We start from the raw sequence: 16715 nt of genomic DNA on the forward strand, positions 1-16715 counted from the left end.
GGATCATGGCCTCAACCTATGAACGGCCCCTTGCCGGGTCAAGGACGCTCACGCCGACATGAAGGGATGCCAGCGCCGCGTCCAGCGCGGGGGCTGAAATCTCCATATATTCAAGGGCCTCGGTCCAGAGCAGGACGGCGCGGATCGGCTTTTGGGGATAAAGCCGGGACAGCACCGCCCGGTACAGCGCAAGCTGCCGGACATAGGCGGCGGGGGTTTCCGCGGCGCTTTTGGGGGCGGTCTGGTTGGTCTTGAAATCGACGATCAGGACCTCGTTCGGGCGAACGACCAGCCGGTCGATTTGCCCCGACACCAGCGCCGGCGGGCGGCCCGGCCGGTCGAGTTTCCCGACGATGGCGACCTCCGCCCGGCTGCCCTCGGCAAATACCGGCGCAAAGCGCGGTTCGGCGATCAAGCCGAGCACCTTGTCGGCCAGCGTGACGCGATCGGCATCGAGCCAGTCGCCGGCATTGCGCGCCATGAAGCCGAGCGCGGCCTCGCGCCGGCGCTCGGTGGCGACGTCGGGCAGAGATTGCAGCAACCGGTGCACCAGCGTGCCGCGCTGGAGCGCCAGTGCGCGCGACTGCACTGATTCGCCTGATCGCACCGAGCGGCCTTCCTCGGCCGACTGGCCGGAGGGACGCACCGGATCGTCTTCGATGCTCTCACGCGGCGCCGGCGTCCGCAGCCAGTCCGGCAGGATGATCGTCTGATCCACACTTGTCGCCGGCGTGCCTAGCGCCGCGACGTCCTCGGGACGGGCGAATCGGGTCACCTTGCCGAGCGGCGTCTCGATCGTCTGCTTGTCCAGGCCGGAGCCGGTGAGCCCGGTGTCGACGAGGTCGTACCAGCTCAGCTTGCGGACACTTCTCATGTTGCCGGGCAGGCAGCCGCCGACGACCAGCCGATCGGCCGCGCGCGTCATCGCGACATAGAGCAGGCGGCGATATTCGTCCTCGGTCTCCTCCAGCATCGCCTTGCGCGCGTCGGCGACCGGCTTGGGATCGTCGGCCTTGCGCCCGGCCCAGACCACGACCTCGCCGCCATTGCCGCGCGGCACGTGAATCAGCCGCACCCGCTGCGAGTCCGCGGGCGACGACGTCGTGTCGACCATGAACACGACCGAAGCCTCTAGACCCTTGGCGCCATGCACTGTCATCACCCGCACCTCGTCGCGGGTGATTTCCATGTCGCGTTTCACCTCGGTGTCCGCCGAACGCAGCCAGGCCATGAAACCCTGCAGCGAGGCCGGTGCCTTGCGCTCGCAGTTCAGCGCCAGCTCCAGAAATTCGTCGAGCGCGTCATTGGCCTCATGGCCGAGCCGGCGCAGGATGCGCGCACGGCCGCCGTCACCGCCGAGCAGCCAGGCATAGAAGGCGAACGGCGTCTCCTCGCGCGCACGGATTTCGCAGGCCTCGAGGCGACGCAGGACAGTGGCGAACTTCTCGCTTGCAACGGCATGCTCGCCGAGCGCGCGGCGCAGCGATCCCTTGCGGCCATGGGCGAGCTCGAACAAATCGTCGTCGCCGAGACCGAACAGGGGGCTCTTCAGCGCCACCGCCAGCGCGAGATCGTCCTGCGGCAGCAGCAGCGCGTCCGCAAGGTTCATCAGGTCGATGATCGCGATGTGCTCGGTCAGCTTCAGCCGGTCGGCACCGGCGACGGGAACGTTGGCGTGCTTCAGCGCCTGGATCACCGCGTCGAACGCGTTGCCGCGCCGACGCACCAGGATCAGCATGTCGCCATAGCGTAGCGGCCGCCGCTCGCCCTCATGTCCCGTCAGCGTGCCGCTCTCGACCAGCCGCTTGATCTCGCTCTGAATGCGGCGGGCGAGCTTGACCTCGGGACTGGTGACGGCAACGCCGTCGAACGGCGCGCGCCAGCCCTCGATGTCCTGCCTGTCATCGGCCTCGGCAAGATCCCACAGCTCGATCACGCTCGGGCCGGCATCGGCGAGCGCATTGTGCAGGGGATGGCCGATCTCGACCGAATGAATGCTCTTGTAGATCTGGGGATCGCGGAAGACGTGGTCGACCGAGTGCAGGATCGCGGCGCCTGAGCGGAATGAATAGGTGAAGGCGACCGGATCGAATTTCAGCCCGGCCGCGGTGAACTTGCGGTGCAGCTCGCGCCGGCGCGCGTCGAATTCGTGCGGCGCCGCGCCCTGGAACGAGAAGATCGACTGCTTCTCGTCGCCGACGGCGAAGACCGTGCGGTTCAGCCCCTCGCGCGCGCCTTCGCCGGCGGTGAATTCCGAAATGATGTGCGCGACGATGTCCCATTGCCGCGGGCTGGTGTCCTGGGCCTCGTCGATCAGCACATGATCGACGCCGCGGTCGAGCTTGTAATGCACCCACCCGGAGGAGATGCGGTTCAGCATCGCCAGCGTCTTGTCGATGAGGTCGTCATAGTCGAGCAGCCCGCGTTCCTGCTTCTCGCGCCGGTAGTTTGCAGCGGCGGCCGTTGCGATGTGCAGCAGCGCCGCGGTGCGGTCGCGCATGGTCACCGCACGGCGCCTCTCGATCAATCCACCGAGGCGGGACGCTTCGTTCTCGAACAGGCGCGCGACGGACGGATTTTGCTCGCAAAACTTCCTGGTCAGCACGGCCTTGCGCGGCAGCTTCTCATCGGTGAGAAAGACGCCGAGATAGGCGTCGACCTGTGCCGCGCCGGAGAACACTTTTGCCTCGCGAAGACGGCTCGCCTGGTCGTTGTCGGATTTGCTGCCTTCCTCCAGCGCGACCGCGATGTCGTCCCAGCGCGATCGCGGCAGGAACGGGCCATCGAGGATCTCAGTCTCGACGTCCTCGATGCGGTCGGCGGCGCCAACGCCCAGCACCGCCGCCATCTGCGCGGCAGCGGCTTCGGCGCTACCGGCTTCATCGGTCCATGCCATGAAATGATCGCGGCTGAGACAAGCCTCGCGCACGACTTCTTTGAAGGTCACATCGGCGGCACTCGCCATCGCGGTCAGCAGCGCGCGGCCGGTGACAGTCTCCGGATCGCGCGCGGCTTCCAGCAGCACCTTCAGATTGGCGCGCTCCATCATGTCGGTCTGGTCGCGCTCGTCGATCACGGCGAAGCGCGCGGGAACATTGGCCTCGAACGGGAACTGCTGCAGCAGCCGGGTGCACAGCGCGTGGATGGTCTGCACTTTCAGCCCGCCGGGCGTCTCCAGCGCGCAGGCAAACAGTTTTCGCGCCTCGCGGCGCAGCTTTGTGTTGGGATGCGGGATTCCGACGGCGCGGATTGCGGCATCGAGCCCGGTGTCGTCAAGCGTCACCCAATGACCAAGCGTGGTGAACACGCGCTCAGCCATGTTGGCGGCCGCGGCCTTGGTGAAGGTGATGCAGAGGATCTTTTCCGGCGGCACGCCCGACAGCAACAGGCGGATCACGCGCTGCACCAGCACATGCGTCTTGCCCGAGCCGGCATTGGCCGACACGAAGGCGGACGCGGTCGGATCGGAGGCACGCGCCTGCCGCGCGCGCACTTCATCCGGGATGGGGCGGGGAGCCTTCACCATTCCTCGATCCCCAGGCCGCCGGCCGCGGACCATTCCTTGATCCGGGCGAGATCGTCATAGGCGCCGTAGCGGTTGGACCACATCGGCAGGTTCAGCGAGGTGTAGGGCTGGTGCTCGTCGTCGAAGGCGCGGATCAGGACCTCAAGCTTCGCTCGCGCCTCCGCCGCCGCGGTGTCCGGCGGCTGCGGCTCGTCGCCCTGCTTGTACTTGAGCTCGAGGATGCGCTCCTCGCCCGGCGGATTGTTGCCGCTCAGGCGGACATAGACGAGCTGGCTCACGGACGCGCCGGCGTCGATACTGGGAAAACCGCCCTCGCGCAGGATCGCAGCCTCCAATGTGAGCTGCGGCGACAGGCCCATGCGGACCTGCTTGCCGGTCGGCGGCTGGCCGGTCTTGTAGTCGAGAATGGCGTAGCCGCCGCCCTGGCGCCGCTCGATGCGGTCAGCGCGCGCGGAGAGCCGGAAGCTGCGTTCATTGTCGAGCTTGATCGAGATCTCGCCGCGGGTCTCCGCGGTGATGGCTTCGATCAAATCGCGGCGCGCCGTCTCCCATTCGCCAAACCAGCGCGCGATGCGCTGGAAGCGCGGCCACCACAGCGCCCGCGCCTCGGGCCGTTCCATCAGCGGGGCAAAATACTTTTCGCCGATCGCGCGCAGCACACGCGCGGGATCGTCGGGCAGATGCGCGGCAAACGTTTCGGTGAACTCGCCGAGCGCATCGTGGATCGCCGAGCCGCGGTCGGCGGCTGAGAGCGGCATGTCGACGGGATCGAGCGCGTCGAGCCGCAAGATGTGCTTTGCGTAGATCGTGTAGGGATCGCGCAGCCAGTCCTCGATCGCGGTCACCGACATCTTCAGCGGCCGCGTCGCGCGCGGCGGCCGTGGCTCCGGCTGCTTGATCGGCTTGACCTCGGCAGGCTGGTCCAGCGCGCCTGCGAACTGCACGTATTTCTCGCCGGCGCGAACCGCGGCGTTCCAGAGATCGTCGCCCGCGACAGCTTCAAGCCGGTGCAGGAAGCGCGAGGCCACCGCCGGCGCGCCGCCGGCCTTGGCGGAATGGGTGAGGATCACCTCGCCGCCGCCGAGCAGTTGCGCAAAATCATGCGCCGAGAGGCCGATACGTCGCTCCGGCAGATCGAGACCGAGCTCATGTCGCATCGGCCGGCTGAGCCAGGGATCGATCCGCGGTGCCGGCGGCCAAACGCCTTCGATCAGGCCGCCAATGATGATGCGGTCGGCCTGCATCAGGCGCGATTCCAGCGGACCGTAGATCTGCAGGCGCGCGCCCGGCTTGTCCCGCCGCCGCACCGCGCGGTCGCTGAACGCGGTCTGGAAGACGTCGGCATAGTCGGACAGCGGCGCCATCAATCCGCTGGTCGTGCCGCCGCGTAAGAGATCGTCGAAGGCACCGGCGAGCGCGAGGCCTTCACGCTCCTCGAAAGCGAGCGGAATGCCCTGCTCGTCGCGCGACAGCTCGATCATGATCTCGCGATGCCGATGCGCAAGCTCGGCGAAGTCAAACGGCTTCGATGACGCCAGGCTCTCGATCGGCGCCAGGGCTTTTTGCAAGGCATCGATCAGCGCCTGGATGCGGTCGAGGTCATCAGGCTTGAGGCGTGCGCGAGTTTCGGCGTGGTGCAGCGCGGACACCTCGCTGCGCCACAGCTTGGATAGCTCGTCGCGAAAGCGATTGAACTCGCGCAACAGGCCGGCCGTGCCCGCGGGCGGACGCGTGCCGCGCAGCACCGCAAGCTCCAAGCCCTCGATCGCCGTCCTCCATGCGCCAGGCAGCCGGCCGAGCCGGCACAGCGGATGTTTCAGCATCGCGAGCAGCGTCGGCGGCTCCAATCCCTTCGTTGCCGCCTCCGCCGCAAGGCGCGCAAACACGCCGGCGGAGGTCTCCATCAGCACGTCCCCGCCGGAATCGTCGAAAGCGAGATCCCATCGGGTCAGCGCGGCCATCACCCGCCGCGCCAGCGCGCGATCGGGCGTCACCAGCGCCGCCGATTTGTCGAGATGCCGCGCCTCGCGCATCGCGATGGCGATGGCGAGCGCCTCCATCTCCGGATTGGGGGCTGCGACCACCGCGAGATCTTTCATGCCGCCGGCAATCTTCGCGGCCACATCCGGCTGCTTCAGCCGGTCGTGCCATACCTCCGTCTTGGCGGACGGCCGCATCGATTCGGATGCGAGCAGATCGCGGCCGCCTTCGGCTGGCGGTTGAAGGATCTCGACATCGCTGCGCCTGATGCCAAAACGATCCAGCAGCGCGTGCATGGCATATTGCGGATGGTTCGAGGCCGGATGCTCCGCGAATTTGCCGAGCGCATCGCGCACGCCGCCGATGCTGCGCCAGGCGTCGTCGTCGAGATCGGTGTCGAGGCCCGGCAGCACCACGGCGCCATGCGGCAGCGAGGCGACCGCGTGCAGGAATTTTGCGGTGGCCGGCATCGATCCGGTCGAGCCGGCTGCGATCACGGGCCCATGGGGATGCGCGGTCAGCCGTTTCGCTTCGGCCGCGATCAGGAGATCGCGCCGCGCCGCCGGCTCGATCCGGTTGATCTCGGCGAGATGGCCGGGCCAGGCGATGCGGGCGATGCGCAGGAATTCGAGCGAGTGCTGCCAATAGCGATCGAGGTTATCAGGCACCAGCCCGTCGAGCGCGCTCCAGTCGACGCCACGCGTGACCATGTCGTCGATCAAGCGCGCGAGATCGGAGGCGAGAGCCAGCGTTGAGGCCGGGCCGCCGACCACCAGCGGCGCCAGCACGGGACCCTTGGCCCAGGCGGCAACGAGTTGCGCCAGCGTCAGTCGGCGTTCGAGTTCGCCGAGCCGCGGCGGAATGTCGAGCGGCGTTGCGCCGGAAAAGTGCTCGCCTTCGTCGGCGAAAGCGAGCTCGTCCTCGTCGATATCGCCGAGCGCGACGATGCGCGGCAACACCACGGCGTCCGCCGCCATCTCGTCGAGGAAGATCTCGCGCACGACGCGCATGGCGCGCCGCGTCGGCAGATAGAGCGTGGCGTCCGCCAGCCGCGCCGGTTCCTTGCGCGCCTCGAAGCCGTCGACCAGCCGGCCGTCGACCAGGCTCGATACGATCGTGCGCAGGAACGGAACTGAGACTGGAACGCTGAAAACGCGCATGGGCCGCCTGATTCGGGAATCAAGCGCCAATATAGGGAGGCGGACTCAAATGGATATGGGCACGGCGAAATCGTCCCCGCTGTTCGCCGTACCAGCACAGGTGTTGTAGGGTGGGTAAAGGCGCACTTGCGCCGTGCGCACCGTATTCGTCATCCGGGGTTAGCTTGATTTGGTGGGCACGCTTCGCTTTGCCCACCTACGGCACCATGTGTGCGAGAGCAGCCCTACGCCACGCTCTCCAAAAACGCCTCTTCCGCGGCATGCACCGCATCCGGCGTGCCGACATGCATCCAGACGCCGTCGAGGCGGAGGCCGAACAGGCGCTCCTGCTCGTTGGCGCGGTCGAACATTTTTGTCAGCGAGAACTCGCCCTGCGGTGCGTCCGCGAAGATCGTCGGCGACAGAATGGCCGCGCCCGCATAGACGAACGGGACGATCTCCTTTTCCTTGCGCTTGCGCAGCGCCCCGTCGGGCAGCATGCCGTAGTCGCCGCGGCCGCTATAGCCGATGCTGGTCGCCGTGGGCGCCATCAGCAGCAGGATGTCCATGCGCTCGGGGTCGAAGTTTTCCGCAAGCCGCGCCAGATTGGAGCGCACGCCGTCGATCCACAGCGTGTCGGAATTGACGTGGAAGAACGGCGCATCGCCGAGCAGCGGCAGCGCCTTGACCACGCCGCCGCCGGTGCCGAGTACCTCGTCGCGCTCGTCCGAAATGGTCACGTGCGGATGCTGGCGCGTCGCGGTGTGATTGATGATCTGGTCGGGCAGATAGTGCACGTTGACCACCGCCTCGGTCACGCCGGCCAGCGCGAGCTTGTCGAGCACGTGGTCGAGCAGCGGCTGGCCGGCCACCGGCACCATCGGCTTTGGCATCGTATCCGTCAGCGGACGCATGCGCAGGCCGAACCCTGCGGCGAGCACCATGGCTTTGGTCGGCTTGACGGACATGCTTCGCTTTCTCGAACCTCAGAAATTCGCGCTTGCAGCAAACCTAGCACGGACCGGAGTCGGCCGCACCGCATCTCAACGGCCTTAACCACCCGCCGTGACGTTTGTACGACGTGTGTTGCCGTCACGCCCCGACGGCCGTGGAGCGCGCCTTTTTCTTCTTCTCGCCTTGCTTGAGGAAATTGACGCCGATCTGGTCGCCATTGACCCAGGCCAGTTCACAACGCCGGTACGCTAACCCGGTGGACGACAATACGAGAAAAAATTCCTTCAGGTGCAGGCCTTCGACCGAACCGTCGATGGTCAGCTTGGCGCCGCTCTCGGAGACGTCCTCCATGGTGCATTCGCGCCGCCATGTGCCGTCGATCCCCATCATCTGGGCCGGCACCCCACGTTCGAAAACAACCCTGCTGTTCCCGCGCTGGTCCGTCTTGACCGCCATGTGCCCTTGCTCCAGCCCCGATTTGTCCGGCTGCCCGCGGGCGATGATACCGGTGCGATGGCTAACAGCCGGTAAACCGGTTCGGGCTCAGGATTGGGGCGGCGGAACGTTAGCGAGATACCAGTCGCGCAAATGCTCAAGCGCCGGATGCGCCAGCGAGCGCTGCAGATAGGTCCAGATCCGCGGCTGGTGGCGCAGATAATGCGGCTTGCCGTCGCGGCGGTTGAGCCGGGCGAAGGTGCCGAGCAGGCGCGTGTTGCGCTGCGCCGACATGATGGCATAGAGCTCGGCAAAGCCGGCCGGATCGAAGCTTGCATCGTCAGCGCGGCGCGCCTTGATGTAGCGCGACAGCAGCGTCAGCTCGAGGGCTTCGGGCACGTCGACGCGGGCGTCCTGCAGCAGCGACACCACGTCATAGGAATGCGGTCCGAGCACGGTGTCCTGGAAGTCGATCACGCCGACGCGCGCCATGCCGGTTCGTTCCGCGAGCCAGATCAGATTCGGCGAATGGTAGTCGCGGATGATCCAGGTTCTTGGCGCGGCCAGCGGCTTCTTCAGTAGCTCGCGCCACATCGCGAAGAACTCCGCGCGCTTCGCCTGGCTCAGCGGCGCGTTGCGATCGGGCAGATACCATTCCGGCATCAACCCGATTTCAATCAGCAGCGCGTCGGTGTCCCAAGCGGGAATGGCATGGGTTTGCCCATCCAGCGGCAGCGTCTCCGGCAGCGTCTTGCCGTGCAGCACGGCCAGCACGTCGGTCGCGGCTTCATAGCGCTCGATGATCGGGCGCGGCGGATCGCCTTCGATCACGCCTTCGCCGCCGAAATCCTCCGAGATCAGGAAACCGTGGTCGAGATCGACATGGTGGATTGCGGGCGCCGAGATGCCTGCCGCGCGCAGGCCTTCGTCGATGGCGACGAACGGCTTGATGTTCTCCGCGAGATGCACCGCGGCGCTGTAGGATTTGCCGTTGTAGATCGCGGCGCCATCGGGGCGCTGCGGCGAGTTCATGAGGATGACGACGCCGTCGTCGCGGATCAGCCGCGCATAGGAGCGCGTCGAGGCATCGCCGGCCATGCGCTTGCGGCCTGCGTCGATATAGCCGGACGCATCGAGGAATTCGCGCAGCGCCTTCAGCCGCGCAACGGTCGTCGCCCCCTTGCCACAGCCGGCGATGTCGGCGGCCCGTGCGTTCGAGCCCAGCGCCGGGCGATGCGTCAGCGCGATGTCGATGCGGTCCGCGGGCAGCGCCGACGGTGCACGCTCCGGCCATTCGATCAGCACCAGCGTGGCCTCCGGCAGCGGCGACAGCCCGATCTCCTCGAGCTCGCTCTCGTCCTCGACGCGATAGAGGTCGGCATGCATCACGGCAAACGCTGGCAGCTCGTAACCCTGTACCAGCGTGAAGGTCGGGCTCGGCACTTCCAGCTCTTCGTCGCCGGCAAGGTAACGGATCATGGCGCGGGCCGCGGCAGTCTTGCCGGCACCGAGATCGCCGGTGAGCGTGATGACATCGCCCGGGCCGACCAGCAGCGCGAGATCGGCCATCAATTGCGCGGTCGCCGTCTCGTTGTGAAGCGCGACGGAGAATGTGGCCGGCGCAATCATTCGGCGGCGTCGCGATGCGCCGCCCGGTCGGTCGGGAAGTCGCAGATCACGACCGTGCCTTTGCCGGCGGCCGAATCCACTTGCACCTTGCCGCCGTGCAGCTCGACGAAGGAGCGCACCAGCGACAGCCCGAGCCCGGCGCCGCGATGACGCGAGCCCTGCGAGCGGCTCTCGAACCAGTTGAACACCTTGTCCTTCATGTCGGCGGGTATTCCAGGACCGGAATCTGTCACAATGAAGACCACGCTGCGCTCGGTGCGGCGCGCGCTGATCCCGACCGTGGAATCCTGCGGTGAGAAGCCGACGGCATTGGCGAGCAGATTATAGAGCACCTGCACTACGCGCTTCTCGTCGCCGACGAAGCTGCCGACATCGGGGGCGATCTCGACCTTGAGGCGGATGCGGTCGGTGGCGAGCCGGTCCTGGATGCCCTCGGCGGCGAGCTCGATGGTCTTGCTGACGTCGACCGGGCCGAGCTCCAGCTTCATGGCGCCGGCGTCGATCGTGGCGAGATCGAGAATGTTGTTGGTCAGCGCCAATAGCGCATTGGTCGATTTGGTGACGTAGTCGAGATATTCGGCCTGCTTCGGCGTCAGCGGGCCGGTCGAGGGGTCGCTGAGGAAATGCGCGAAGCCGATGATGGTGGTGAGCGGCGAGCGCAGCTCGTAAGAGACGTGGTGGACGAAATCCACCTTCATCTGGTCGGCGGCCTCCAGCGCCTCGTTGCGCTCGCGCAACGCGCGCTCGACATTCTCGGTGTCGGTGATGTCGAGGAAGGTCAGCATGGTAGCGCCGTCCGGCAGCGGCCGGATCATGCCGTCGAGCACGCTGCCGTCCTTGCGCTCCAGCTTGATCGGCACGTCGGCGCGGTTCTCGATCGAGGTGATGGCCTCGCGGATCTGCCGCCAGACGATTGGATCGTCGAACAGCTGGTGGCACCACCCCTCGACGGTCTGGATATGCGGCTCCTCGCGCATGGCGTCGTTCGACAGCTTCCACATGCGCAGGAACGCCGGATTGAACAGCTGTGCCCTGCCGTTGCTGCCGAACACGGCGACGCCCTCGGCGAGGCTGTCCAGGGTCTCGCGCTGGACCCGGATCATGCCGTCGAAGCGGCGGGCCAGCTCGAGGCTCTCGGTGACGTCGTCGAACAGATAGGTGACGCCGCCTTCGGGATTCGGCGTCGTGACGACCGACAGCGCGCGGCCGTCGGGCAGGTACCAGGTGTCCTTGGCGGCCTCGACCGCGCGATAGGCCTCGTGCAGCTTGGCCTTCCAGGCGCGGAAGTCCGGCTGCTCCGGCAGTTTGCGCGCGGCGCGGAGCTGGTCGAGCACGCTGGAATCGTCGGGATCGGCGTCGAGGAAAGTGCGGTCGAGGTCCCACAGCCGCCGGTAGGAATCGTTGTAGAAGGCGAGCCGGCGCTGGCCGTCGAACACGGCCACGCCGGAGGAGAGCTGGTCGAGCGTGCGGCGATGCGCCTCCGCCATTCGCACGAGGGCTGCGCTCAGCGCATCCGCTTCGCTGGCGTCGATCGCGACGCCGACATTGCCGTTGCCGACATTGACGGCGCGCACGTCGTACATGCGCCGCTCGCCGCCGGTCACGATCGGCAGCCGCGAGGTGAAGCTTGTGGCCTCCTTCAGGCTGCGCTCCATGGCCGTGCGGTCGGCGCTGTCAAGCAGCTCGAGCTTGCGCTCCTGGGCGTCAATGATGCTGGTCGCTTCCGTGGCGCGCACATAGGCAGGATTGGCAAAGGTCAGCGCACCGTTCTCGCCCTTGGCCCAGATCGGCCATGGCGCGGCAGCGGCGAAGCCGCGCAGCATCTCGGTTTCATCGGAGAGCGCCTTGTAGCGCAGGTGGGTCTCGGCCAGATCGCGGCGCAGGCCTGAGAGCTCGCGAATCCGGACAATGGCCTGGCCGCCGATGGCGCGGCCGATCGCTTCCAGCGTGTGGCCGTTGGCGGTCGTCAGCGTGATCTGGAAGCCGTCACCGTGCTCGCGCAGCGCATCGACGGCGTGATCCATCTGCAGCGCCGGTTCCGGCGGCAGCCAGGTTCCGAAGGCGAGCACGCGTTGCGGCGACGAATCGCGCGGCAGCACCAGCGCGATGTCGCCGGAGATCTGCGCGCGATCGTCGCCGGCCGGCCAGGAAATCAGGACCTGCGGTTCGGCGAACAGCAGCGCGCCGAAGCGGTCGGACTGCAGCTGGAGTTCCCTGATCCGCGCGCGCAAGGCTGCCTCAGTCTTGGCCTTGCCGACGCGTGTGCGCATCAACAGGATCGCGGCCACCACCGAGAAGCCGAGCAAAGCCAGCGCGGTGGCCAGCACCGCGAGTTCCTGCCGGTTGAAATCCAGCAATATCGAGAGAGTGTCGACGAGGTCGGCGGCCTCAGCCGGCGCAGCCGGCAGCAGCGCTGCGAGAGCGCCTCCCAATAAGCCGTTGCGCGCCAACGAAGTGCACGACAACAGCGTCCGACGCATCGACACGATCACGCCTGACATAGTTGCCCCAAGACCGCACGAATTTACGCGCGGCGACCCCCGCCGCACGCGAATCAAGCGACAATACCCTCACCGCGACTCCACCGGTAAGAGTCCAGACCGTGAACGCAAACGTGGTCTTACAAAAATGCGGGTGGCAAGGTTCCAGCCCACGTAGTTCTGCGGGATGATTTGGTTGAGATTGCCGCGCGTTAGCGGCCGGTCGAGCCGAAGCCGCCGGCGCCGCGGTCGGTCGAGGACAGCGTCACTACCGGAACCAGCGCGGCCTGGACCATTGGCGCGATCACCATCTGCGCGATGCGCTCGCCCCGCTTGATGACGAACGGCGCGGCGCCATGGTTGATCAGGATCACCTTGATCTCGCCGCGATAGTCGGCGTCGATCGTGCCGGGCGAGTTCAGCACGGTGACGCCGTGCTTGGCGGCAAGCCCCGAGCGCGGCCGCACCTGGGCCTCGTGCCCGGGCGGCAGGGCAATCGCAAGCCCGGTCGGCACCAGCGCATATTGGCCGGACGCAAGCGTCAGCGGCTCGCTGTCCGCCACCGCCGCCATCAGGTCGAGGCCGGCGGCCTCCATGGTCTGATAGGCCGGCAGCGGCAGGCCTTCCGCGTGGGGCAGGCGCTGCAGTTCGACCGTGATTGTCGTGCTCAAGATGCCGGCTCCAGGGGTTTGTGGGTCACGCTTTTCACGATATGCGCGACCAGTTCGGTGGCGACCTGTTCCTTGGTCATCGCCGGCCAGGAATCAACTGCGATCTCGCCGTTGTTCTCAGCATTCTTGCTGATGAGGTGCACGGTGTTGCGGTCGCCGCCCATCACGCCGGTGGCGGGCGAGACATCGTTGGCGACGATCCAGTCGCAGCCCTTGCGGGCGAGCTTTGTCTTGGCGTTGTCGATGAGATGCTCGGTCTCGGCGGCAAAGCCGATCACCAGCGGCGGGCGCTTCTCGGCCAGCTTGGAGATCGTGGCGAGGATGTCGGGATTCTCAACCAGCTGAAGCGGCGGCATGCCGGCCGAGGACTTCTTCAGCTTCTGCTCGCCTTCATTGGCGACGCGCCAGTCGGCAACGGCGGCGGCGAAGATCGCGATGTCGGCGGGAAGCGCAGCCTGCACCTGCTCCAGCATCTGCCGGGCCGATTCCACATGCTTCACCGTCACGCCCTGGGGATCGCTGAGGTCCACCGGGCCGCTCACCAGGATCACGTCGGCGCCGGCGGCCTGCGCGGCGGCGGCGATGGCAAAGCCCTGCTTGCCGGAGGAGCGGTTGGCTATATAGCGCACCGGATCGATCGGCTCGTGGGTCGGACCTGCGGTGATCAGCACGCGCTTGCCGGCGAGCGGGCGCGGCACCGGCGGCCGCAGCAGCCGCTCGGCGGCGGCCGCGATCTCGATCGCCTCGGACATGCGGCCGACGCCGGCTTCGCCCGCTTCGGCCATCTCGCCGGAGTTGGGGCCGATCAGCAGGACACCGTCACGCTGAAGCTGCGCGACGTTGCGGCGGGTCGCCGGATTGTTCCACATCAGCGGATTCATCGCCGGCGCGATCAGTATATTGCGGTTGGTCGCGAGCAGGATGGCGCTGGCGAGATCGTCGGCATGGCCGTTGGCCATCTTGGCCATCAGATCGGCGGTGGCCGGCGCCACCACGATCAGGTCGCAGTCGCGCGCGAGACGGATGTGGCCGGCGTCGAACTCGCTCTGGGGATCGAACAGATCGGTGTAGACGCGCTCATGGGAGAGGGCGCTGACCGAGAGCGGCGTGACGAACTGCTCCGCCGCCCTGGTCAGCACGCAGCGAACCTCGATGCGCCGCTCCTTCAGCCTGCGGATCAGGTCGAGCGACTTGAAGGCCGCGATCCCGCCGCCGATGATCAGGGTGATGCTGGCCTCGGGGACGGCGCTGGCGCGAGGGGACGCGGCCGCAGGGGATGCCTCGGGCGGCACCGCAAACGGCGTCAGCGGCTCCTCGCGGCCCTCGATCAGCTCCCGCAGGATGACCCGGACCTCTTCCTCGACCGATCTGCGGTTCTTGGCCGAACGCAGTCGCAGATAGGTTTTGACGTGTTCGTCGAGCTTGCGGATGGTCAGGCTCGCCATGACGCCTCTCCAGCACGGAATGATAGCGATGCTATCATTCACATGATTGCAGTGCAATCATAGATTCCGGACGGCGATCAGAATGCCGATGAAGGTCACGGCGATGATCCAGAGCGCCACGGTGCGCCAGCGGTTCTTGCGGCCCTCGCTGCGCCCCATCGCGGCGATGCTCTCCGGCGACAGCCGGACGCCCTCGCGCGTCATGGTCTCGAGCTGCTCGATCACCGCGACCGAGCGCGCAGCAAGATCCGGGAGGCGCATCAGGATGCGGGCGAGGTCGCCGCCGCCGGCGAGCGCACCCTGCACCCGGCCGATCGGTCCGAGATTGCGCTCGATCCATTCGCGCACGACGGGATCGGCGACCTTCCAGATGTCGAGCCTGGGATCGAAGCCGCGCGCCACGCCCTCGACCACGACCATGGTCTTCTGCAGCAGGATCAGCTCGGGCCGCGTCGTCATGTCGAACAGGCCGGTGACCTCGAGCAGCAGCGTCAGCAGACGCGCCATCGAGATTTCCTCGGCGGTGCGGTTGTGGATGGGCTCGCCGATGGCGCGGATGGCTTGCGCGAAATTCTCGACCGAGTGATGCGCGGGCACATAGCCCGCCTCGAAATGCACCTCGGCGACGCGGCGGTAATCGCGGGTGATGAAGCCGAGCAGGATTTCGGCGAGGAAGCGCCGCTCCTTCATGCCGAGCCGGCCCATGATGCCGAAATCGACCGCGACAAGGCGCCCCGTATCATCCAGGAACAGGTTGCCCGGGTGCATGTCGGCGTGGAAGAAGCCGTCGCGCAGCGCATGGCGCAAAAAGCTCTGGATCACCTTGCGGCCGAGATCGGGCAGGTCGACCTGGGCTTGTGCCAGCCGCTTGTGATCGTTCAGCGCGATGCCGTCGATCCACTCCATCGTCAGCACGTTGTGCGTGGTGCGGTCCCAGTCGACGGCCGGCACGCGGAAATCAGGATCGTCGCCCGTGTTCTCCGCCATCTCCGACAGCGCAGCCGCCTCGAGCCGCAAATCCATCTCCATCGCGACCGAGCGCGACATGGTGTTGATGACTTCGATCAGGCGCAGCCGCCGCGCCTCACTCGAGTAAGCTTCGGCCTTGTGCGCGACGAAGAAGAAATCGGAGAGATCGCGGCGGAAGCGCGCGGCCACGTGCGGCCTGAGCACCTTGACCGCGACCGCCTTGCTGACGCCGTCACGCAGGACCTCGCCGCGATGCACCTGCGCGATCGAGGCGGCCGCGACCGCCGGGCCGAAGCTCACGAAGACGTCCTTGAGCGGCCGTTCCAGCGACGTCGCGATCGCAGCTTCCGCTTCGGCTTGTGGGAACGGCGGCAGGCGGTCCTGAAGGCTTTCAAGGTCGCGCGCCATCACGACGCCGACAACGTCGGGCCGCGTTGCCAGGAATTGTCCGAGCTTGAGATAGGCCGGGCCCATCCGGGTCAGCGCGCGCGACATCCGCGGGCCATCCTTCGGGCCGCGCCGCTCGATGACGCGCGCAAGCTTCAGCGCAAGCTGTCCGGGCGGCGGCACCAGGCTCGGATCGACGGAGCCGAACACGCCCTCGCGCGCGAACACGAATGCGGCGCGGATCAGGCGCGAAATGTGAGTGATGGCAGAAATCACAAACGCCAGCCCGAATGCAGTGCGACGATGCCGCCGGTCAGGGTCTGAAAGCCGACGCGGGAGAAACCGGCGTCGCGGATCATGTCGGCGAAGGTGTTGGGCTTCGGAAACTTGCGGATCGATTCGACGAGATATCGGTAGGATTCGGCGTCGCCCGTCACCATGCGCCCGAGCGGCGGGATCACCTTGAACGAGAACAGATCATAGATCTTGTCGAGGCCGGGCATCTCGACGGTGGAGAATTCCAGGCACAGAAAGCGACTGCCGGGCTTCAGCACGCGATAGGCCTCGCGCAGCGCGTTGTCGATCTGGGGCACGTTGCGAATGCCGAAAGCGACCGTATATGCGTCAAAGCTGCGGTCGGCGAAGGCGAGCGCTTCGGCATTGCCTTCGACGAAATCGACCTGGGTTTCGAGATGCCGTTTTGCGGCACGTTCGCGACCCACCGCCAGCATGTCGGAATTGATGTCGCAGACGGTGGCGTGGAAGCCCGGACCTGCCGCCTTGGCGGCCCGGAACGAGATGTCGCCGGTGCCGCCGGCAACGTCGAGCAATGCAAACGGCCGGTCGCCCCGCGGCGGATTCAGCGCATTGATCATGATGTCCTTCCAGACCCGGTGCAGGCCGCCGGACATCAAATCGTTCATCAAATCATAACGCGACGCCACGCTGTGAAACACATCGTTCACCAGCGTCTGCTTGTCCCCCAGGGGGACGTCTTTGAAGCCAAAATGCGTGGTTTCGCCCGGCCGATCCATTACTCTACTCCACGACGCCGACCATAGCGCGGCCGCCGCAATGGCGCTATCACACCGCCCTCATAA

10 protein-coding genes are annotated in these 16715 nt (G+C 66.8%); all 10 read right to left on the reverse strand.

Annotation, left to right across the window (positions count from 1 at the left end; genetic code table 11):
• Positions 1-16: 16 nt before the first annotated feature.
• Positions 17-3526, reverse strand: a complete 3510-nt coding sequence (gene addA, locus ABID59_RS24505; RefSeq protein ID WP_354085087.1) for a double-strand break repair helicase AddA — start codon at positions 3524-3526, stop codon at positions 17-19.
• Positions 3520-6666 carry a double-strand break repair protein AddB gene (gene addB / locus ABID59_RS24510; RefSeq protein ID WP_354085088.1) on the reverse strand — a complete coding sequence of 1049 codons (3147 nt, stop codon included), beginning with the start codon at positions 6664-6666 and terminating at the stop codon, positions 3520-3522. Before addB ends, addA begins: the two co-directional genes overlap by 7 nt.
• 224 nt (positions 6667-6890) lie before the next feature.
• The gene (locus ABID59_RS24515; protein WP_354085089.1) at positions 6891-7613 is read right to left on the reverse strand and encodes a nucleotidyltransferase family protein; all 723 of its coding nucleotides are present in this window, start codon (positions 7611-7613) and stop codon (positions 6891-6893) included.
• Between the two features lie 124 nt (positions 7614-7737).
• Positions 7738-8055, reverse strand: a complete 318-nt coding sequence (locus ABID59_RS24520; protein WP_148750956.1) for a PilZ domain-containing protein — start codon at positions 8053-8055, stop codon at positions 7738-7740.
• A gap of 87 nt (positions 8056-8142) precedes the next feature.
• Positions 8143-9663: a tRNA (adenosine(37)-N6)-threonylcarbamoyltransferase complex ATPase subunit type 1 TsaE gene (tsaE, locus tag ABID59_RS24525; protein ID WP_354085090.1), complete on the reverse strand. Its 1521-nt coding sequence runs from the start codon at positions 9661-9663 to the stop codon at positions 8143-8145.
• A complete protein-coding gene (locus ABID59_RS24530) occupies positions 9660-12164 on the reverse strand; it encodes a sensor histidine kinase (protein WP_354085091.1) in 2505 nt (834 codons plus the stop codon). The genes tsaE and ABID59_RS24530 overlap by 4 nt, the downstream gene beginning before the upstream one ends.
• 191 nt (positions 12165-12355) lie before the next feature.
• A complete protein-coding gene (gene dut / locus ABID59_RS24535; protein ID WP_354085092.1) occupies positions 12356-12814 on the reverse strand; it encodes a dUTP diphosphatase in 459 nt (152 codons plus the stop codon).
• A complete protein-coding gene (gene coaBC / locus ABID59_RS24540; protein ID WP_354085093.1) occupies positions 12811-14259 on the reverse strand; it encodes a bifunctional phosphopantothenoylcysteine decarboxylase/phosphopantothenate--cysteine ligase CoaBC in 1449 nt (482 codons plus the stop codon). The genes dut and coaBC overlap by 4 nt, the downstream gene beginning before the upstream one ends.
• A gap of 57 nt (positions 14260-14316) precedes the next feature.
• Positions 14317-15891, reverse strand: coding sequence for a 2-polyprenylphenol 6-hydroxylase (ubiB, locus tag ABID59_RS24545; RefSeq protein WP_148750951.1), 1575 nt, complete (start codon positions 15889-15891; stop codon positions 14317-14319).
• The gene (gene ubiE / locus ABID59_RS24550) at positions 15888-16649 is read right to left on the reverse strand and encodes a bifunctional demethylmenaquinone methyltransferase/2-methoxy-6-polyprenyl-1,4-benzoquinol methylase UbiE (protein ID WP_354085094.1); all 762 of its coding nucleotides are present in this window, start codon (positions 16647-16649) and stop codon (positions 15888-15890) included. Before ubiE ends, ubiB begins: the two co-directional genes overlap by 4 nt.
• Positions 16650-16715 lie beyond the last annotated feature (66 nt).

Source organism: Bradyrhizobium sp. S3.3.6 (assembly GCF_040546905.1).
GTDB classification, from domain to species: Bacteria; Pseudomonadota; Alphaproteobacteria; order Rhizobiales; family Xanthobacteraceae; genus Bradyrhizobium; species Bradyrhizobium cytisi.

Excerpts from the sequence above, each read along its gene's own strand:
- coaBC (WP_354085093.1), bottom strand. The coding sequence starts at position 14,259 with ATGGCGAGCCTGACCATCCGCAAGCTCGACGAACACGTCAAAACCTAT.
- ABID59_RS24515 (WP_354085089.1), bottom strand. The coding sequence starts at position 7,613 with ATGTCCGTCAAGCCGACCAAAGCCATGGTGCTCGCCGCAGGGTTCGGC.
- ABID59_RS24520 (WP_148750956.1), bottom strand. The coding sequence starts at position 8,055 with ATGGCGGTCAAGACGGACCAGCGCGGGAACAGCAGGGTTGTTTTCGAA.
- tsaE (WP_354085090.1), bottom strand. The coding sequence starts at position 9,663 with ATGATTGCGCCGGCCACATTCTCCGTCGCGCTTCACAACGAGACGGCG.
- addB (WP_354085088.1), bottom strand. The coding sequence starts at position 6,666 with ATGCGCGTTTTCAGCGTTCCAGTCTCAGTTCCGTTCCTGCGCACGATC.
- ABID59_RS24530 (WP_354085091.1), bottom strand. The coding sequence starts at position 12,164 with ATGTCAGGCGTGATCGTGTCGATGCGTCGGACGCTGTTGTCGTGCACT.
- addA (WP_354085087.1), bottom strand. The coding sequence starts at position 3,526 with ATGGTGAAGGCTCCCCGCCCCATCCCGGATGAAGTGCGCGCGCGGCAG.
- ubiE (WP_354085094.1), bottom strand. The coding sequence starts at position 16,649 with ATGGATCGGCCGGGCGAAACCACGCATTTTGGCTTCAAAGACGTCCCC.